Raw genomic sequence first — 14,658 nt, 5'->3', positions numbered from 1 at the left:
AATCAAGAACGCACTGCGCTCCGAAGGGCGATGGCTGCAAGCGCCAGTGCTGCCACACCGCACAAAAGGGTGAACCCCACAACGGCGGTCTGCAGGCCGAGGGCCGAAACAGCCACTCCCAGCCCAATCACTGGAACAGCGCTTCCCAGATACGTGATCACATAGACGGTGCTGATGACCTGGGCATGTCGGGCAGCCTCAACCTTCCCGGCAACCTCATTGAAGACCTGGCGGAAGGCAATGCCCTGGCCCACGCCAGCAGTGATGCTCGCAGCCACCAGCAGCCAAGGGCTTGACCACGCGGCCGCGGCTCCGATGAGAACCACGGAGACCCCCAGGACTGCCAAGGCCATGGGGACAACGAAGCGTCCGCGCGCACCCAGCAACTGGCTCAGGGCCGAGGCACCCAGGGTAACGCCGGCCAGCAAACCTATGAGCGGCCTCGAATCGGCATGGACCACACTGGCGAAATACCCCGGTGCCAGGGAGAGGCAGAAGCCGAACACTGCGAAACTCAGGAACCCGGTGGCCGCAGCCATCCAAAAAGCTCCGCGAGCATCACTGGAGATGGACGGTTTCCGCGGGGCCAGGACTTTGAGGGGTTTCGGCCCTTCCGCCGGTGCGATGGCAGGCCTTGCTTTCAGCAGCCACAAGGGAATCAGCGCAGCAAGCAACACCGCCGCGTGAAGGTAGTAGGGAGTGCGCGTGGGATCCGGCAAAAGAGACAAGAGGCCACCGATTGCTGGACCTGCGGCCACGCCACCGGCAGAGGAAAGCAAGGTAAAGCGGGAGGCCCAGTCCGGCCGTTGGGGCAGCAGTTCACGCAAGGCCGCCGCGCTGGCGCCTGTGGCGAGACCAACCGCCACTCCTTGGAGTGCCCGGCCCAGGGACAACGAGAGCAGCGTGTCTGCATTCGCGAAGATCACACCGCCCACCAAGCCCACCAGGACGGCCAACACCAGTGCAGCCCGGCGCCCGATGTGGTCCGACCAGTGGCCAGCCACCATGAGGACAGCGACCAACGCAAGGACATAGCTTGAGAAGGCGACGGTCACGTCCAGCGAAGACATACCCAGCCTGGCCTGAAGCAAGGGATACAGGGGCGTTGCCAGGTTGGCTCCCACAAGGAGCGTAAAGATCACTACCCCGGTCAGGACAAGCCTTGCGGTGGTGGAGGCATCCCATCCCCAACGTTCAGCTGTGGCCGGACGCATGCGGAGTTCGCTCAAGACAGTCATTTCCATGCCTTCGGACTCGGTGGCCGGGCCCTGGTTCCTTGTGGGAACAGCAAACCCGGCGAATTGTTGATGGCAACAGAATGCAGCAGAGTTGATCTCAAAGAACCGGAAAGATGCAAGGATTGAGCAAAATAGGCAAAGTCATACGATCCAAGTGAGCTGGAGTGACCATTTGAACACCCTCGACCCGATGGACCTGAAGATCCTCCTGGAGTTGATCCGGGACCCCCGCATCCAGATCGCCGAGCTAAGTGACGCCTTGGGCATCGCCCGCAACACCGCCCAGAGCCGGGTGAAACGGCTTCTCAGGTCGGGAGTGCTGCAGGCTGCCGGGCGCGAAGTGGACCTCGAAAAGGTGGGGTACGACGTAGTGGCCTTCGTCACGATTGAAGTCACCCACAGGGAACTCGACGGCGTCATTGGCGCCCTGCGCCTGATCCCCCAGGTCCTGGAGGTCCACGAAATCTCCGGTCGCGGCGATCTGTGGTGCCGCGTGGTGGCAACGGACACCCACAACCTGCAGTCAGCCTTGCGCTCAGTCCTGCGCACCAAGGGCGTCATCCGGACCGAAACAGTGTTGGCCCTGCATACCCATATCCCATACCGGACGGAGCCCCTCATCGGGAGAATGGCAGCAACACCAACACGCAGCAAGCAAGAAGTCCAGAGCGCCGGGTCAGAGGCATGAACGGACTAGGATTTCAGGCATGGATTGGCTCTCACACATTTCCCAGATCAACTGGCTCGCCGTACTTCTCGCCTTCGTGTCAAGCATGGTGATCGGCTTTGTCTGGTACATGCCGGCTGTTCTCGGACGCAGATGGATGCAGGCGATCGGCAAGACCGAAGACGACCTCAAGAACATTGAAGGCGGAGCAGGCATTTGGGTTCCCATGATGCTGGCAGCAGCCCTGACCAGTATTCTCCTCGCCGTCCTCATCAGCGCACTGGAACTGAACACCTTCCTGGCCGGCGGCTTCTTTGCCCTGATCGTGGCCCTCATTTTTCGCTCCGGTGGCCACGTGATCCACAACGGCTTCGCCGGACGGCCCTCCGCGGTAACGGTGATCGATTCCGGCCACGACATCCTGGCCATGACCATCGCGGGCGCCATCATTGGAGCCATGCAGTAGCGTTCAACCAGTGACCATTATCGACAATGCCGTATACGTAGACGGCGTACGCACCGCCACTCCGCACACCCTCGAGCAGACGTTTGAAACACTTGCGGAGCATGGCGGCATGGCCTGGATTGGCCTCTACCGGCCCACCAAAGACGAGATGGCCGCCGTCGCCCACGAGTTCGGGCTCCACGAACTAGCCGTTGAGGACGCTGTCTCTGCGCACCAAAGGCCCAAACTCGAGCGCTACGACCACAACCTGTTCACAGTCCTCCGGCCTGCCCGGTACCTCGATGACACCGAGACGGTGGAGTTCGGCGAGCTGCACATATTCACCGGTCCCAACTTCGTGGTGACCATTCGGCACGCAGAGACAGGTGGAGTTGCCCGGGTCCGCCACCGCCTCGAGAAGCGCCCGGACCTCCTATGCCATGGCCCCGAGGCCGTTCTCTACGCACTCCTTGACCAAGTGGTGGATGACTACGCCCCCGTGGTGGCCGGCCTTGAAAACGACATCGACGAGATCGAAGACCAACTCTTCAGCGGCGACAGCGCCGTCTCGCGCCGTATTTACGAGCTTGCCCGTGAAGTGATCCAGTTCCAACGGGCCATCCAGCCCCTCCCGGACATGATGGCCCTCCTGGAAAAAGGCTTCGAAAAGTATGGCGTGGACATTGAATTGCAGCGTTCCCTCCGTGACGTCGAGGACCACGTTCAACGTGTCATCTCCCGGGTCAACTCGTTCAGGGACCTGCTGCAGAATGCGCTCACCCTGGATGGCACGTTGACTGCCAACCGCCAGAACGAGGCCAGCGCCGCCCAGAACGAACAGGTCAAGAAGATCTCTTCATGGGCCGCTATCCTTTTCGCCCCGTCCTTCGTGGCGGGCGTGTACGGAATGAACTTCGACCATATGCCCGAGCTGCACTGGGACTTCGGCTATCCCCTGGCCGTGGCGCTGATGTTCGGCGCGGCCCTGCTGATGTACCTCATCTTCAAGCGCAAGGGTTGGCTGTGACGCCTGCCTTGATTCGTGGCCCGCGCGCATCGCAGGACACCGTCAGGGCTTTGGTCGAGGGCCTGGCGCACGACGCCGGGCGGTCGGGTTTTGAGCTTGAGCCCAGTCAGCGGCAAGCAGCCCGGCGATTGGCAACCTTGGGCGCCCAGGTGACGGGCCGCCGTCGTACGCTTTCCCGGAAGACACCACGAAGCCTTTACCTCCACGGACCGGTGGGGCGCGGCAAAACCTGGCTGATGGACAGCTTCTACGGCCGACTGGACGCCCGGAAACGTCGTGTCCATTTCCATGATTTTTTCCGCAAGCTGCACTCCGGAACACACGGTTTCGACGCCGGCAATGGGACAGCCATCCAGCAATCGGTAGACGCGTTGCTGGCAGACATCGATGTGCTGTTCTTTGACGAGTTCCACGTCCACGACGTGGGCGACGGCATGTTCATGGCCCGCTTGTTGCGGTCCGCCGCGCAGCGTCGCATCCCTTTGGTGGTGACCTCCAATTACGCCCCGGACGACCTGCTGCCAAATCCCTTGTGGCATGAGCATTTTCTGCCCACCATCGAGGCCATCAAAGAGATGATGGACATCGTGGAAATCAATGGCCCCTCGGACTTCCGGCGCTTCCCAGCGGCCGGGACCAGCCCCTCAGCGGGGTTTGAGGCGTTCCGTTCGGGTCGCATCGTATCCCCCGGTACGGCGCGACAATTGGGACGCCTCGGCCTCTTCCGGCCGCAACCTGCCCAAAGCCGCGTGTTGAGCCCAACCACCCAACCGATCGTGGTCAAGAATTCCGACCCCGACCTCCTCTGGGTCGCTTTTGGGGAACTGTGCGGAGGTCTCACGTCGACTTCCGACTTTTTGGCTTTGGCTGAAACTTTCAAGACATGGATCATCGATGACGTCCCCTCACCGGCAGACGGTGACCCGGCTTCCGCACCGGCATGGCAGCGGTTCAGCAACGTGGTGGACGTGCTCTATGACCAGGACATCACGCTGTTCCTGATCGGAGCGGGACCCCTTGACTGGGACCTCGAGGCACCCGGCAGTGTCCTGCCCGTGGATCTCGCGAGAATCGCCAGCCGCTTGTCTTTGCTGGGCCGCTCGGACGCCGACGAAGCCCTGGCAAGAGAAGGGGCCGCCGGAAGCTGAGCTTCCTGCGGCCCCTGGACTGGATTCGCTTACCTGGCTTCTGTATCCGGGTTGGCTGCTAGATCACGCCGCCGGCTGCGGACGGCGCGCTTGCGTCATTTCCGCCGTCACCAACAGTCTCCCGTGCAACGTAGTTCTCGATGTCGAAGAGGTTCCCGGCACGCTCCGTGACGTTCAACAAGGTGGTCATGGAAGCCACTTCCTCAACCTGTTCCTTCAGGAACCACAGCATGAACTGTTCCCCCAGGGCGTCACCCTCGGCACGGGCTGCGCGGAACATTTCCTCGATATCGCGGGTGACCTGCTTCTCCTGCTCCAGCGCCAAGGCGATGGGTTCCTTGGCATTGGAAAAGTTGTTGCGTACCGGCCCGATAGCCGGGATCTCAACGTGCACGTCGCGGTCCAGCATGTACTGGACCATCATCATGGCGTGGTTCCGCTCCTCAAGGGACTGGCGGTAGAAGTGCCTGGCAAGTTGCGGCAAATCCTCGCCGTCAAAGTACACAGCCACCGCTATGTACTGCTGGGAGGCCGCAAACTCGTTGGCGACCTGGGCGGACAACAGCTCATTGAAAGTCTTCTTAGCCATGGCTCGATCCTACAGGCGGGCAGAGGCTCCTTTGGTGGTGAAGTTCGCCACAAACCAGGGCGATCTCAGCGCAGGAGAAGGCTCAGTCCGATACCTCCAGCCGCGGCCAGAACGCTGGCGGCCATGGAGCCTACGCCATTGACAAGTGCCAGTCCCGTCCTTCCGCTTTGGACCAACCGGATGGTCTCCAGGCTGGCCGTGCTGAACGTGGTGTACCCGCCAAGGAATCCTGTGCCGAGAATCAGAAGGAGGGATTCCGGTGCTTGGCCCCGCATGACAAGACCGGCCAGGAAGCCAAGCAGCAGGGATCCCGAGATGTTGATGACGACAGTCCCCCAAGGGAGGGCCGTCTTCAGGCGCGAGCGGACCAACCCGTCTACGACGAACCGGACCGCTGCGCCGGCCCCACCAGACAAAGCAAGCAGGATGACCGTCATTGTGCGCGCCTGTGCTGCCAGGCGCCAAGCCAGATTCCCGCTGTGGTGGCCGCCGCGCCACCAAGGAGGCTGGCGAGAAGATAGCCCGCGGCCGCAGGCGCCGCGCCCGCGGCGAATAGATGTACTGCGTCCAGTGCGAGTGTGCTGTAAGTGGTGTAAGCGCCCAGGAACCCCGTACCCAAGGCAAGACGCAGAACACGGCGACTGCCGACGTCGGGCCCCCTGCGGGAGAGCCCTTCCAGCAACGCGCCAAGCGCCAAAGCGCCAGTCAGGTTGATTATCAAGGTGGGAAGCGGCCAGGCTCCTGGCGCCGGGATCACCAATCCCAGACCGTACCGGGCGAGGGCTCCCAGCACACCACCGGCGGCAACAAGGCCGATAAATCTCCAGTGAAAGTGGACCGGACGCTTGGCGTCAGTCGTCGTCATCGTCATCCGGGACCCGGGGATTTACGGGAACAACGAGTACGGGCACGTCCTGGCGATGGAACAGGTGACGGGCCACCGAACCGGCTGTTACGTCTTTCAGAACAGCGGTCAGTGTGTGTTCCCGGGTGCCAACCACGATCATGGACGCACCTATGTCCTCAGCCTCCCGGGCCAACGCGCGCGCGGTCTCGCCCGCCAGCCGGACCATGGACCATCGGACACCGCTGCCGGCCAGTTGTGAGGCGATGGCAGTCTGTAGCGATTCCGGGAATTCCTGGGGGGCGTCATCAAAACCGTCGGGATCAATCGGGGCAGCTGGGCCTCCGGTGCTGCCGTCCACCGGATACACCGTGACGTCCACGAAGGCACATACCAATGGCAACCCGGCACCAGCCGCTACTTGGGCTGCTTGCTCGAGCACGACTGGTCGTTGCCCGGGCATGACACCTACCACGATGGGGCCAGTCATGGTGCGGGAGGCCTCGGGACGAGGTTCGGGGGTCTCAGTCACAGGGCAAGTCTACGACGCCGGCAGGTAGCGCAAGCTTGTTGTCACACGCGACGGCGGCCCGACCACAATGCGAAGAGCAGCGGCACCACGGAAACGATCATCAGCACGTTGCCGAGCACCACGTCATCGGCACGGACCACGGACCCGGAGATCAGCGTCGCTCCGAAGATCACTGCGCTTACTGCCCGCCGGACCAATCGGATGAGCCTGGCCATCTGCCGTTCGAGCCGGCGATTGGATACCTGCAGGGAGCCGTCCTCCAGTTGAGAGACCAATCCGTCCAGCCGTTTTGGCAGGCGCAAGGCGAGGGCCGCGGCGTCGAACGCCTGTGCTGCGACGTCGTTGATGAGGTTGCCACGCTCGTCGCGCAGCAGCTGGGCCGCGTAGGGTTCCACTGAGTTCCACAGGTTGAAGCGGGCATCCAGCGAACTGCACACACCCGATGTCAGCGACATGGCACGGATGATCAGCAGAAAATTTTCCGGCAACTGAAACGGAAGCGATCTGATCACGGTGCCGAACTCCGCCCCAAAGTCGCGGAACTCCCGCGGATCCACATCGCGAAGCTCGGCGAAACCCATGCCGCCAAAGCGTGCGAAGAGCTGGGTCATGGCGCGCTCCAGTTCAGCTGAATCGGCCGACGGCATCAGCACCCCGACATCGCTGATAGCGGATACCAAACCCTTTCCATCACGCGATGCTGCCGCGATCAGGAGCTTGCGCAGTCCGCTGCGAGTCTTTTCGGGAACCTCGCCCATCATGCCGAAGTCGATGAAGGTCAGCTTCCACGGATGACCTGCCGGGCCGGTACCGGGGGTGACAAAGATATTGCCAGGATGCGGGTCGGCATGGAAGAAGCCGTTGGTGAACAGCTGGTCAAACATCACGGCGGCAAACACCGGGGCAACCGTCGAGGGGTCTATCCCCGCAACCCGCAGCGACTCCGCATCAGTGATCTTGATGGCTGTGACATCTTCGAGGGTCAGCACGCGGCGGGTGGTCCGTTCCCAGACCACACCAGGAACCGTCACCCGGGCGTCCTCCGCGAAGTCAGCGGCAAAGCGCTCTGAATTTGCGGCCTCGTTCAGGTAGTCGATTTCCTCCAGGCTGGTCTGGGCAAACTCGTTGACCAGGGCAGGTACGTCGGCGCGGTTGGACACGATCCGGATGCGGCTCAGCCAGCCGCCAACTTTCCGCAGAGCGGCCAGATCGACGTCGACAATTTCAGCGATGCCAGGCCTCTGCACCTTGAAGACCACACTGCTGAGGCCGGTGTCCGCCGCATTGGCGGGATGAAGTTTCGCACGATGGGCTTGGCCGAGCGATGCTGCGGCGATAGGTATCTCATCGACCGAGGAAAACACCGCCTCCAGGGGCGCCCCCAGCTCTTCCTCAGCCAACGCACGGATCTCTTGGAACGGTACCGGTGGTACCTCGTCCTGGAGCCCTTCGAGTTCCTTGGTGATCTCCGGTGGCAGCACATCAAGGCGGGACGACATGAACTGGCCCACCTTGATCATCAGGCCACCAAGCTCCACAGCGAGATCATGGAATCGCTGCGCAAATCGCCTCATCCTCCGGGCCCGGTTGCGTTCCGTGACGCGTCGCAGGCCCAGCCGAGGCAGGAAGAGTTCAAACCACCACGTGACAGCGAGATTCCATGCGGCAAACCGCAGGATTCGACGATACCGGGCACGGGCGCCCCCGGCGCCGGCCATGGGAATTGCCCGGTCGCGCCGAACCGACGTCACCCCTTTCAGTCCTGGGCGAGGATCGAGTACAGCCGGCGTCGGGCTTCTTCGAGCACCGTCACAGCCTCCTGTACCTGCTTGGGTGTTCCCGTACGGCCAACCTGGGCAGCTGCCTGGGCCAGTTCCACGCCGGCCTTGGGCAGTGCCGCGAAACCTGATGTGTTGCCAGCGGACTCCCAAGGTGCTGCCGTTTCGGCGCTTGCAACGTCCTCCCGGCCAGCTTCCGTCAACGAGTAGATTTTGCGGCCACTGGATTCCTCTGAGCTGACGAAGCCCTCATCTGCCAGCAATTGAAGGGCTGGGTATACGGAACCGGCGCTGGGCTTCCAGTTGCCACCGCTGCGCTCCTCGATTTCACGGATGATCTGGTATCCGTGCATGGGACGTTCAGCGAGGAGAGCCAGAATGGCGGTCCTCAACTCACCGCGGCCGGCCCGCGTCCCTGAGCGCTTCTCGAACCGTGACCGGAACTCTTCGACGGCTTGCCACATGCCGTCCAGGTTGTTGCCCATGAATCCGTTTGCAGGAAAAGAATTGTGCATCAAGCTCACCTCTGGGGGTTGCGAACGATACTAAACGATAGTTAACGATATACCCGCAGAAATGTCGAGACAATGATGAGACCGGGCTGGCGGGAACACTTGTAGCGCAGGACCGGACGGCACTTCTGGGTGATGCCGTCCGGCCCCGGCCGCGGAACCTTGGGCCGCCCCGGCAAACGAGGGGGGTCATTGACCGTGGCGTGGAACCGCTGGATTCAGTAAAGACGAGCCAAAGGTGCAGGCGCACGAGTAGTTGGTACTCGTCTTTTCACAGCAACCGAAGCGCCTTCTACCTGCCTCGCCATCGTTAGCGGCGACCCGCGGCAGGGAGTTCATATGGGGAAAGTCCGTGGAGCTAAGGAGATTCGAACTCCTGACCTCTTCGATGCGAACGAAGCGCTCTACCAACTGAGCTATAGCCCCTGGGTCCGGCCGTTGGCGGCCAGGCCAGTGTCCCTAGGCTACAAACTTTCCTGCCGCTTTTCCAACCACGACACGAACGTCTCCGTGCCACCCGATTGGCCGGGGATAAGGTTTTTGCCGGCGCGGAGGAAGGCACCCATCGCACCGGGCAACCGCAGCTCCACGATCCTGCCGCGCGAGCCTGTAGCCGCCTTCCACAACTCCGCCATCTGCCTCATGGTGAGCACCTCCGGACCGCCTACCGTGCGCACACGGTGCCGCTCCACCCTCGGGGCTTCCAAGGCTGCGTCAAGCAACGCCCTTGCTACATCCGCGGGTGAGATGGACTGGAACCTGGTCTCCCTAAAGGCCGGTATTACAAGAACCTTGGCACCCGCGGAAAAAAGCATGGCCACAAGGCCATGGAACTGGGTGGCCCGGACCACCACGGTTTCCAGCGGAGACTCAGAGTACATTCGCTCCTTGTCCGCCTTGGAGACGTAGTACGGGAAGGTGCTCAAATCGCAGTTAACGATGGACAACGCCACGGCCTTCGGCACGTCAGCCAGGTGCGCTGTGGCCAGAAGCCTGGCGCCGCCGTCGGCGAATTTCTTTTGGGCCTTTCCGAACTGGCCTTCGAGGCAGTCGATAACGACGTCGGCACCTGCCAACGCGGCAGCCAGCCCCTCCCCTGTGGTGACGTCGCCCGCACAGTAAATAGCGCCGTCGTGATGCTTCTCCGAGCCGGCAGGCGGCACATGGCGGGACAGGACGGTCACCGCATGCCCCGCGGCAATGGCACGCCTGACAACTTCCCGGCCGACTTGGCCAGTGCCTCCCGCTACGCAGATGCCGGCCATTCGGAGTTACGCGCGGCGGCGCTGCAGGACGTCGTCCAGGTTGCTGAGCGCGCTTTGGCCCTTGACCGAAGCAGCGGCCGTTGCTTCGGCCTGTTCGGCGCCTTGCTTCAGGACGGGCTTGCCCACTGGCTTGGGAGCTTCAGGAAGATCCAAGGGTTCAGGAGCAGGCCTTGGTGCTTTGGCGGCTTCGACATACGTGGGCTTGGGAACTGCGACCGGTTCCCAGCTGGAGCCCTTGGAGGCTTCCGCAGCTTGGGCGGATTGATCCCCTGCGGCAACAGCAACCGCCAACGCGGCCTGGCGAAGTTCCACTGCGGACAGGCGCGCAGCTTCCCGGCTGCTGGCTTCGGCATCGAAAACCGTGGTTTCCTTCGCTTCGACCACCGGTTCCTTGGGCAAGTAGCGCGCTGGCGTAGGGATAGGCGCCGCCTGAGCAGCACGGCGTGCCCGGCGTTCGCGAAGATCCCGGAGGGCAAGCTTCCGCAACGTCACGACGGCGAGCACAGCGCCGATGAGCGACACCAGTGGCAACCAGCCTGATCCGGTGCCAAAAATCAGCAGAATGCCGGAAACCGCTGCTGTCACCAACAGGGCAAGGCCGGCCAATGCCAGCGTGAGCCGGGCATACCGAATGGTGAACGGAGTGGTGGGGGCTTTCCCGAGGGACGACTCGGCCACGCGGGATCCCTGGGGCGACGCCGGTGCTTTGCTGTGCATGGTCTCCATCGGTTTCTCCTGCTGAGGTGCCAAAGTCAGTACCACCCCTGCCTGCGGTTCGTCTGGTTCGTCGTCGAGTGCCTCTGCTGGAACAGTGGCCGTTTGGACTTGTTGGCGCCTGTTCCGCAAAACGTACGGCGCCACCCAGACCATCCACAGCGCGACAGTGACCACGAGTATCACTGAGCTGCTGAGAGGGAAGTCCACATTCAAAACCGTAGAAGCAAATCACCGGGCGCGGCGGCATTGCGGCCGGTGTGTCGTCGGCGAGTACACAAATGACTGGAGATACAGGCAAAAAGGGCTATGACCTGCCCGTTTATCCCCTGAGCCACCGGCGAAGCAGGCCCTCTGGAACTTCGTCGGACGTCAGCGCGAAGGACCGGTGGTCAGCCCACTCCCCGTTGATGTGCAGGTACCGTTCCCGGTAACCCTCATCACGGAAGCCCAGCTTCTCGACCACCCGCAGGCTGGGTGCGTTCTCAGGCCTGATATTGATTTCCATGCGATGAAGGCCCAACACCCTGAAACAATGATCCGTTGCCATCGCAACAGCCGTCGGAGCGATGCCGTGGCCGGCCCGTTCCTTATCGACCCAGTAACCCAAGGTGGCCATCATGGCCGATCCCCAGACCATGGACGAAACGGTAAGTTGCCCCACGATCCGCGGCTCGCGGAAACCAGGGGTCCGTTCAACAATAAGGAAGGGTAATGCCGTGGACTGGCGGGCTTGGTCATTAAGGGAGCCCACCATCTGGCGATAGCTGGGCAGGCGCCCACCCGGAGCCGGGTTGGACGCCTCCCACGGCGCAAGCCATTCACTGTTCCGCGAACGGACTTCGGACCACTCCCGCTTGTCGCGGTAACGGATGGGCCGAAGGAGCAGGTCTCCGCTTTCCAGCGTCACCGGCCAGATCGCAGAGCCGTACATCCGGTGTTACTTGGGAAGCGAGGCAGTGAACGTCGGAAGCCACTCACGCAGCTCAGGACCGAGGTCATCGCGTTCGCAGGCCAGCTCAATGCATGCCTTGAGGTAGCTGAGCTTGTCACCCGTGTCGTAACGGCGGCCACGGAAAACGACGCCGTACACGCCATAGCCTTCACCTTCGCCTGCGGCAAGGACTTCGAGTGCATCCGTCAGCTGGATCTCTCCGCCTCGGCCCGGAGCAGTATTCTCCAGGACATCGAAGACAGCCGGGTGCAGCACGTAGCGGCCGATGACTGCAAGGTTGGACGGAGCCTCTTCCGGAGACGGCTTTTCCACGAGCTGCTTGATGCGGACGTAGCCATCTTCGCCGATTTCCTCGACGTCCGCGCAACCGTAGGCGCTGATCTTGGAGGGCTCCACCTCGATCAGCGCAACCACGGAACCGCCGGTTTTCTGCTGGACGGCGATCATGTCGCTCAAGAGGTTATCGCGGGCATCGATCAGGTCATCGCCGAGGAGTACGGCGAACGGCTCGTGGCCAACGTGCTGCTTTGCACGAAGGACAGCGTGGCCCAGACCGTTGGGGTCGCCCTGGCGGACGTAGTGGATGTCACCGAGGTTGGTGGCGGATTGGATGGCCTCAAGCTTGGCGGTATCGCCCTTTTCGGCCAGCGTCGCTTCCAGCGCCGGCACGCGGTCAAAGTGATCTTCCAAGGCGCGCTTGCTGCGCCCGGTGATCATCAGGACGTCGTGCAGGCCAACCTTAACGGCTTCTTCGACGACGTACTGGATGGCTGGCTTGTCAACCACGGGCAGCATTTCCTTCGGCATCGCCTTTGTTGCAGGCAGGAACCGGGTACCAAGACCCGCTGCGGGGATGACGGCCTTACGGACAGCATTGTTATCGAGAGTCACCGGACTAATGTAACGGAAGGAATACATCATCGGCTAAACCCTCGCCGCGCCGGCTGCACATTTCGGTGTCCATTAAGGACAGCTTGTGTTGCTTCCCCGGCATCAGGCGGACCCACGATCGGAAACAGATGGCATCGAAGGAAGACATTCGCAGCAGCCGGCGCTTGCACAGGCGGACCCTCCGGCCAGACCAGATCGCGACTGCGGGCGCATCGATCGCACGGCATGGGACGGCTTGGGCCGGGACAGTGTCCCCTGGGACGGCTGCCACCTTTGCCGTCTATGTGGGCGTCGCTTTTGAACCGCCCACCATGCCGCTTATAGAGGCACTGCACGACGCCGGCCACCGGGTCCTGCTTCCTGTCTGCGAGCCGGGCCGGCAACTGAGCTGGGTGTATTGGACACCGTCCACGATTTTTGTCAGGTCCGCGTACGCCCCCATCGACGAACCCGAGGGTGAGCGATTGGAAAGCCGGGTAATAGCAGGGACGGCCGGCATCTTCATGCCCGCCACTGCCGTGGACAGGGATGGCAACCGGATTGGCCAGGGTGGCGGCTACTACGACCGGCTCCTCCATGGTCTCGACGCTGCCGGCCAGCGGCCGCCCACCATCGCGGTGGTGTACGACGACGACCTGTTGCCTTCGGGTTCGATTCCCGCCGAAGCATTTGACCGCCCGGTGCGCGAGGTACTGACCCCTTCCGGCGTGGTCCGGCTCGACGGCCCTGCGGATATGGACTGACGGCCCCGGCGACTGTGGTGAGTTCAAGCACATGCTCTGGCGCAGGCCGTGGAGTCGGATGATAGAATTGGCACTCAGGCCCTGCGACTGCTAAAGCGGACATTCTCTGCCACAGATGCACAGGACCTGAACTCTGTCCTGAAGGAGGAACTCAGTGCCCACATACGCATACGCCTGCAAAGACTGTGACCATGCCTTTGACATCGTCCAGTCCTTCTCTGACAACTCCCTGACGGAGTGCCCCGAATGCAAGGGCGCGCTTCGCAAGAAGTTCAACAGCGTCGGCGTTGTCTTCAAGGGCTCGGGGTTTTACCGGACTGATTCCCGCGACGCCAAGGGCAGCACGGTTTCGGCCGCGCCCTCAGCCCCGGCCGCTGCATCGTCCGCCCCTGCTGCCACGCCAGCACCAGCAGCCGCGGCTGCAGCCAACTAGAGCGAACTTTTCCACATAGAGCACCCGGCCGCTGTCACGCGGCCGGGTCAGCTGGCTAACGTGGCGGCATGCCACATCAGTCACGCAGTGCCCTCCTTACCCGCGCCGAACGCTCAGCCTCAAGCACCGGGACATGGCCTCCACTCCCCCGCGCCCGTACCCGGCTTTCACTCTCACGCAGCAACAACAAACCTCCAAGGCCCAACCGGTCACGGGACGGTGAACGCCACCGTGGGCATGCGCAACGATTCGCTGCGTGGGTGGCACGAAACCGCCGGTTGACAGTTGCCCTGCTCCTGTGCGTGGCCGCCGGTATCGCAGTGCACCAATTGACTCCACCACCCGAGCTGAGTGTCTCCGTCCTCGTTGCCGCACGGGACCTTCCAGCGGGCACGAGTCTCACGGAATCCGATTTCACCACTGTGGCCGTACCGCCCGGCCTTGCCGTCGACGGCGCCCTGCGAAGCGTCAGTGAACTTGTTGGCCGTCAGCTGGCTTCTCCCTTGGGCAAGAGGCAGATCCCCATGGAGTCGAACCTGCTGGGGCCCGGGCTGCTTACTGGGGCTCCCTTGGGCACAGCAGCCGTTCCCCTGCGTATGGCCGATCCTTCATCCATCCAGCTCCTTTCCCCGGGACAATTGGTCACGGTGGTGCTCACGTCAGCTGGCTCCAATGACGAGTCCGGGCAAAGCCAAGTGCTGGCCGGCCCTGTTCCGGTGCTCTGGACCTCAGCCCAAGGGGGCAAAGCCGGGGAATGGCTCGGCACCAGTGACACCGAAGGGCTGGTGGTGGTTGGCGCGGATCCCCAACAAGCAGAAAAGCTTGCCGGCGCGTCAACGCAAGGCAAGCTTTTCTTTGTTTTGGTCAGCCCGTGATG

18 protein-coding genes and 1 tRNA gene are annotated in these 14,658 nt (G+C 62.6%); 7 read left to right on the top strand and 12 right to left on the bottom strand.

The window, feature by feature from the left end; all coding sequences use genetic code 11:
- Positions 1 to 2: 2 nt before the first annotated feature.
- A complete protein-coding gene (locus N7568_RS08895) occupies positions 3 to 1,238 on the bottom strand; it encodes an MFS transporter (protein WP_261609475.1) in 1,236 nt (411 codons plus the stop codon).
- Between the two features lie 172 nt (positions 1,239 to 1,410).
- Here N7568_RS08895 and N7568_RS08890 point away from each other — a divergent pair, with 172 nt between their 5' ends.
- Genes N7568_RS08890 through zapE form a run of 4 tightly spaced genes read left to right on the top strand, consistent with a single transcriptional unit; the run spans position 1,411 to position 4,525 of the window.
- Entirely contained in the window at positions 1,411 to 1,926 is a 516-nt protein-coding gene (locus N7568_RS08890) for an Lrp/AsnC family transcriptional regulator (RefSeq protein WP_261609474.1), read from the top strand.
- Between the two features lie 19 nt (positions 1,927 to 1,945).
- Positions 1,946 to 2,371, top strand: a complete 426-nt coding sequence (locus tag N7568_RS08885) for a DUF1761 domain-containing protein (protein ID WP_261609473.1) — start codon at positions 1,946 to 1,948, stop codon at positions 2,369 to 2,371.
- Between the two features lie 10 nt (positions 2,372 to 2,381).
- Positions 2,382 to 3,377 carry a magnesium/cobalt transporter CorA gene (corA, locus tag N7568_RS08880; RefSeq protein WP_261609472.1) on the top strand — a complete coding sequence of 332 codons (996 nt, stop codon included), beginning with the start codon at positions 2,382 to 2,384 and terminating at the stop codon, positions 3,375 to 3,377.
- On the top strand, positions 3,374 to 4,525 hold the full coding sequence (gene zapE / locus N7568_RS08875; RefSeq protein WP_261609471.1) for a cell division protein ZapE: 1,152 nt from the start codon (positions 3,374 to 3,376) through the stop codon (positions 4,523 to 4,525). The genes corA and zapE overlap by 4 nt, the downstream gene beginning before the upstream one ends.
- A gap of 58 nt (positions 4,526 to 4,583) precedes the next feature.
- Here the strand turns inward: zapE and N7568_RS08870 are convergent, their stop codons facing one another.
- From N7568_RS08870 to galU, 11 genes are all read right to left on the bottom strand, one after another.
- The gene (locus tag N7568_RS08870) at positions 4,584 to 5,114 is read right to left on the bottom strand and encodes a ferritin (protein WP_261609470.1); all 531 of its coding nucleotides are present in this window, start codon (positions 5,112 to 5,114) and stop codon (positions 4,584 to 4,586) included.
- A gap of 65 nt (positions 5,115 to 5,179) precedes the next feature.
- Positions 5,180 to 5,551, bottom strand: a complete 372-nt coding sequence (crcB, locus tag N7568_RS08865) for a fluoride efflux transporter CrcB (protein WP_261609469.1) — start codon at positions 5,549 to 5,551, stop codon at positions 5,180 to 5,182.
- Entirely contained in the window at positions 5,548 to 5,979 is a 432-nt protein-coding gene (locus tag N7568_RS08860; RefSeq protein ID WP_261609468.1) for a fluoride efflux transporter FluC, read from the bottom strand. The genes crcB and N7568_RS08860 overlap by 4 nt, the downstream gene beginning before the upstream one ends.
- Positions 5,966 to 6,490, bottom strand: a complete 525-nt coding sequence (locus N7568_RS08855; protein WP_261609467.1) for a universal stress protein — start codon at positions 6,488 to 6,490, stop codon at positions 5,966 to 5,968. Before N7568_RS08855 ends, N7568_RS08860 begins: the two co-directional genes overlap by 14 nt.
- A gap of 41 nt (positions 6,491 to 6,531) precedes the next feature.
- Positions 6,532 to 8,241 carry an ABC1 kinase family protein gene (locus N7568_RS08850; RefSeq protein WP_261609466.1) on the bottom strand — a complete coding sequence of 570 codons (1,710 nt, stop codon included), beginning with the start codon at positions 8,239 to 8,241 and terminating at the stop codon, positions 6,532 to 6,534.
- Between the two features lie 5 nt (positions 8,242 to 8,246).
- Entirely contained in the window at positions 8,247 to 8,783 is a 537-nt protein-coding gene (locus N7568_RS08845; protein WP_261609465.1) for a PadR family transcriptional regulator, read from the bottom strand.
- A 350-nt stretch (positions 8,784 to 9,133) separates the two neighbouring features.
- Positions 9,134 to 9,206 (bottom strand) — tRNA-Ala (locus tag N7568_RS08840).
- 38 nt (positions 9,207 to 9,244) lie between these two features.
- On the bottom strand, positions 9,245 to 10,045 hold the full coding sequence (locus N7568_RS08835; RefSeq protein ID WP_261609464.1) for an SDR family oxidoreductase: 801 nt from the start codon (positions 10,043 to 10,045) through the stop codon (positions 9,245 to 9,247).
- Between the two features lie 6 nt (positions 10,046 to 10,051).
- Positions 10,052 to 10,936, bottom strand: a complete 885-nt coding sequence (locus tag N7568_RS08830; RefSeq protein ID WP_261609520.1) for a hypothetical protein — start codon at positions 10,934 to 10,936, stop codon at positions 10,052 to 10,054.
- A gap of 145 nt (positions 10,937 to 11,081) precedes the next feature.
- A complete protein-coding gene (locus N7568_RS08825; protein WP_261609463.1) occupies positions 11,082 to 11,693 on the bottom strand; it encodes a GNAT family N-acetyltransferase in 612 nt (203 codons plus the stop codon).
- 6 nt (positions 11,694 to 11,699) lie between these two features.
- Positions 11,700 to 12,635 carry a UTP--glucose-1-phosphate uridylyltransferase GalU gene (gene galU, locus N7568_RS08820; RefSeq protein WP_306422702.1) on the bottom strand — a complete coding sequence of 312 codons (936 nt, stop codon included), beginning with the start codon at positions 12,633 to 12,635 and terminating at the stop codon, positions 11,700 to 11,702.
- A gap of 71 nt (positions 12,636 to 12,706) precedes the next feature.
- Between galU and N7568_RS08815 the strand changes: the two genes are divergently transcribed.
- The 3 genes from N7568_RS08815 (at position 12,707) to cpaB (ending at position 14,656) form a co-directional block, all read left to right on the top strand.
- Positions 12,707 to 13,348, top strand: coding sequence for a 5-formyltetrahydrofolate cyclo-ligase (locus N7568_RS08815; RefSeq protein WP_368736511.1), 642 nt, complete (start codon positions 12,707 to 12,709; stop codon positions 13,346 to 13,348).
- Positions 13,349 to 13,502: 154 nt separating this feature from the next.
- A complete protein-coding gene (locus tag N7568_RS08810; RefSeq protein WP_261609460.1) occupies positions 13,503 to 13,781 on the top strand; it encodes an FmdB family zinc ribbon protein in 279 nt (92 codons plus the stop codon).
- A 68-nt stretch (positions 13,782 to 13,849) separates the two neighbouring features.
- Positions 13,850 to 14,656 carry a Flp pilus assembly protein CpaB gene (gene cpaB, locus N7568_RS08805; protein WP_261609459.1) on the top strand — a complete coding sequence of 269 codons (807 nt, stop codon included), beginning with the start codon at positions 13,850 to 13,852 and terminating at the stop codon, positions 14,654 to 14,656.
- The last annotated feature ends 2 nt before the right edge of the window (positions 14,657 to 14,658 follow it).

The organism is Paenarthrobacter aurescens, from assembly GCF_025421775.1.
Taxonomy (GTDB): domain Bacteria; phylum Actinomycetota; class Actinomycetes; order Actinomycetales; family Micrococcaceae; genus Arthrobacter; species Arthrobacter aurescens_B.
This window is presented reverse-complemented; position numbering and strand designations above follow the sequence as displayed.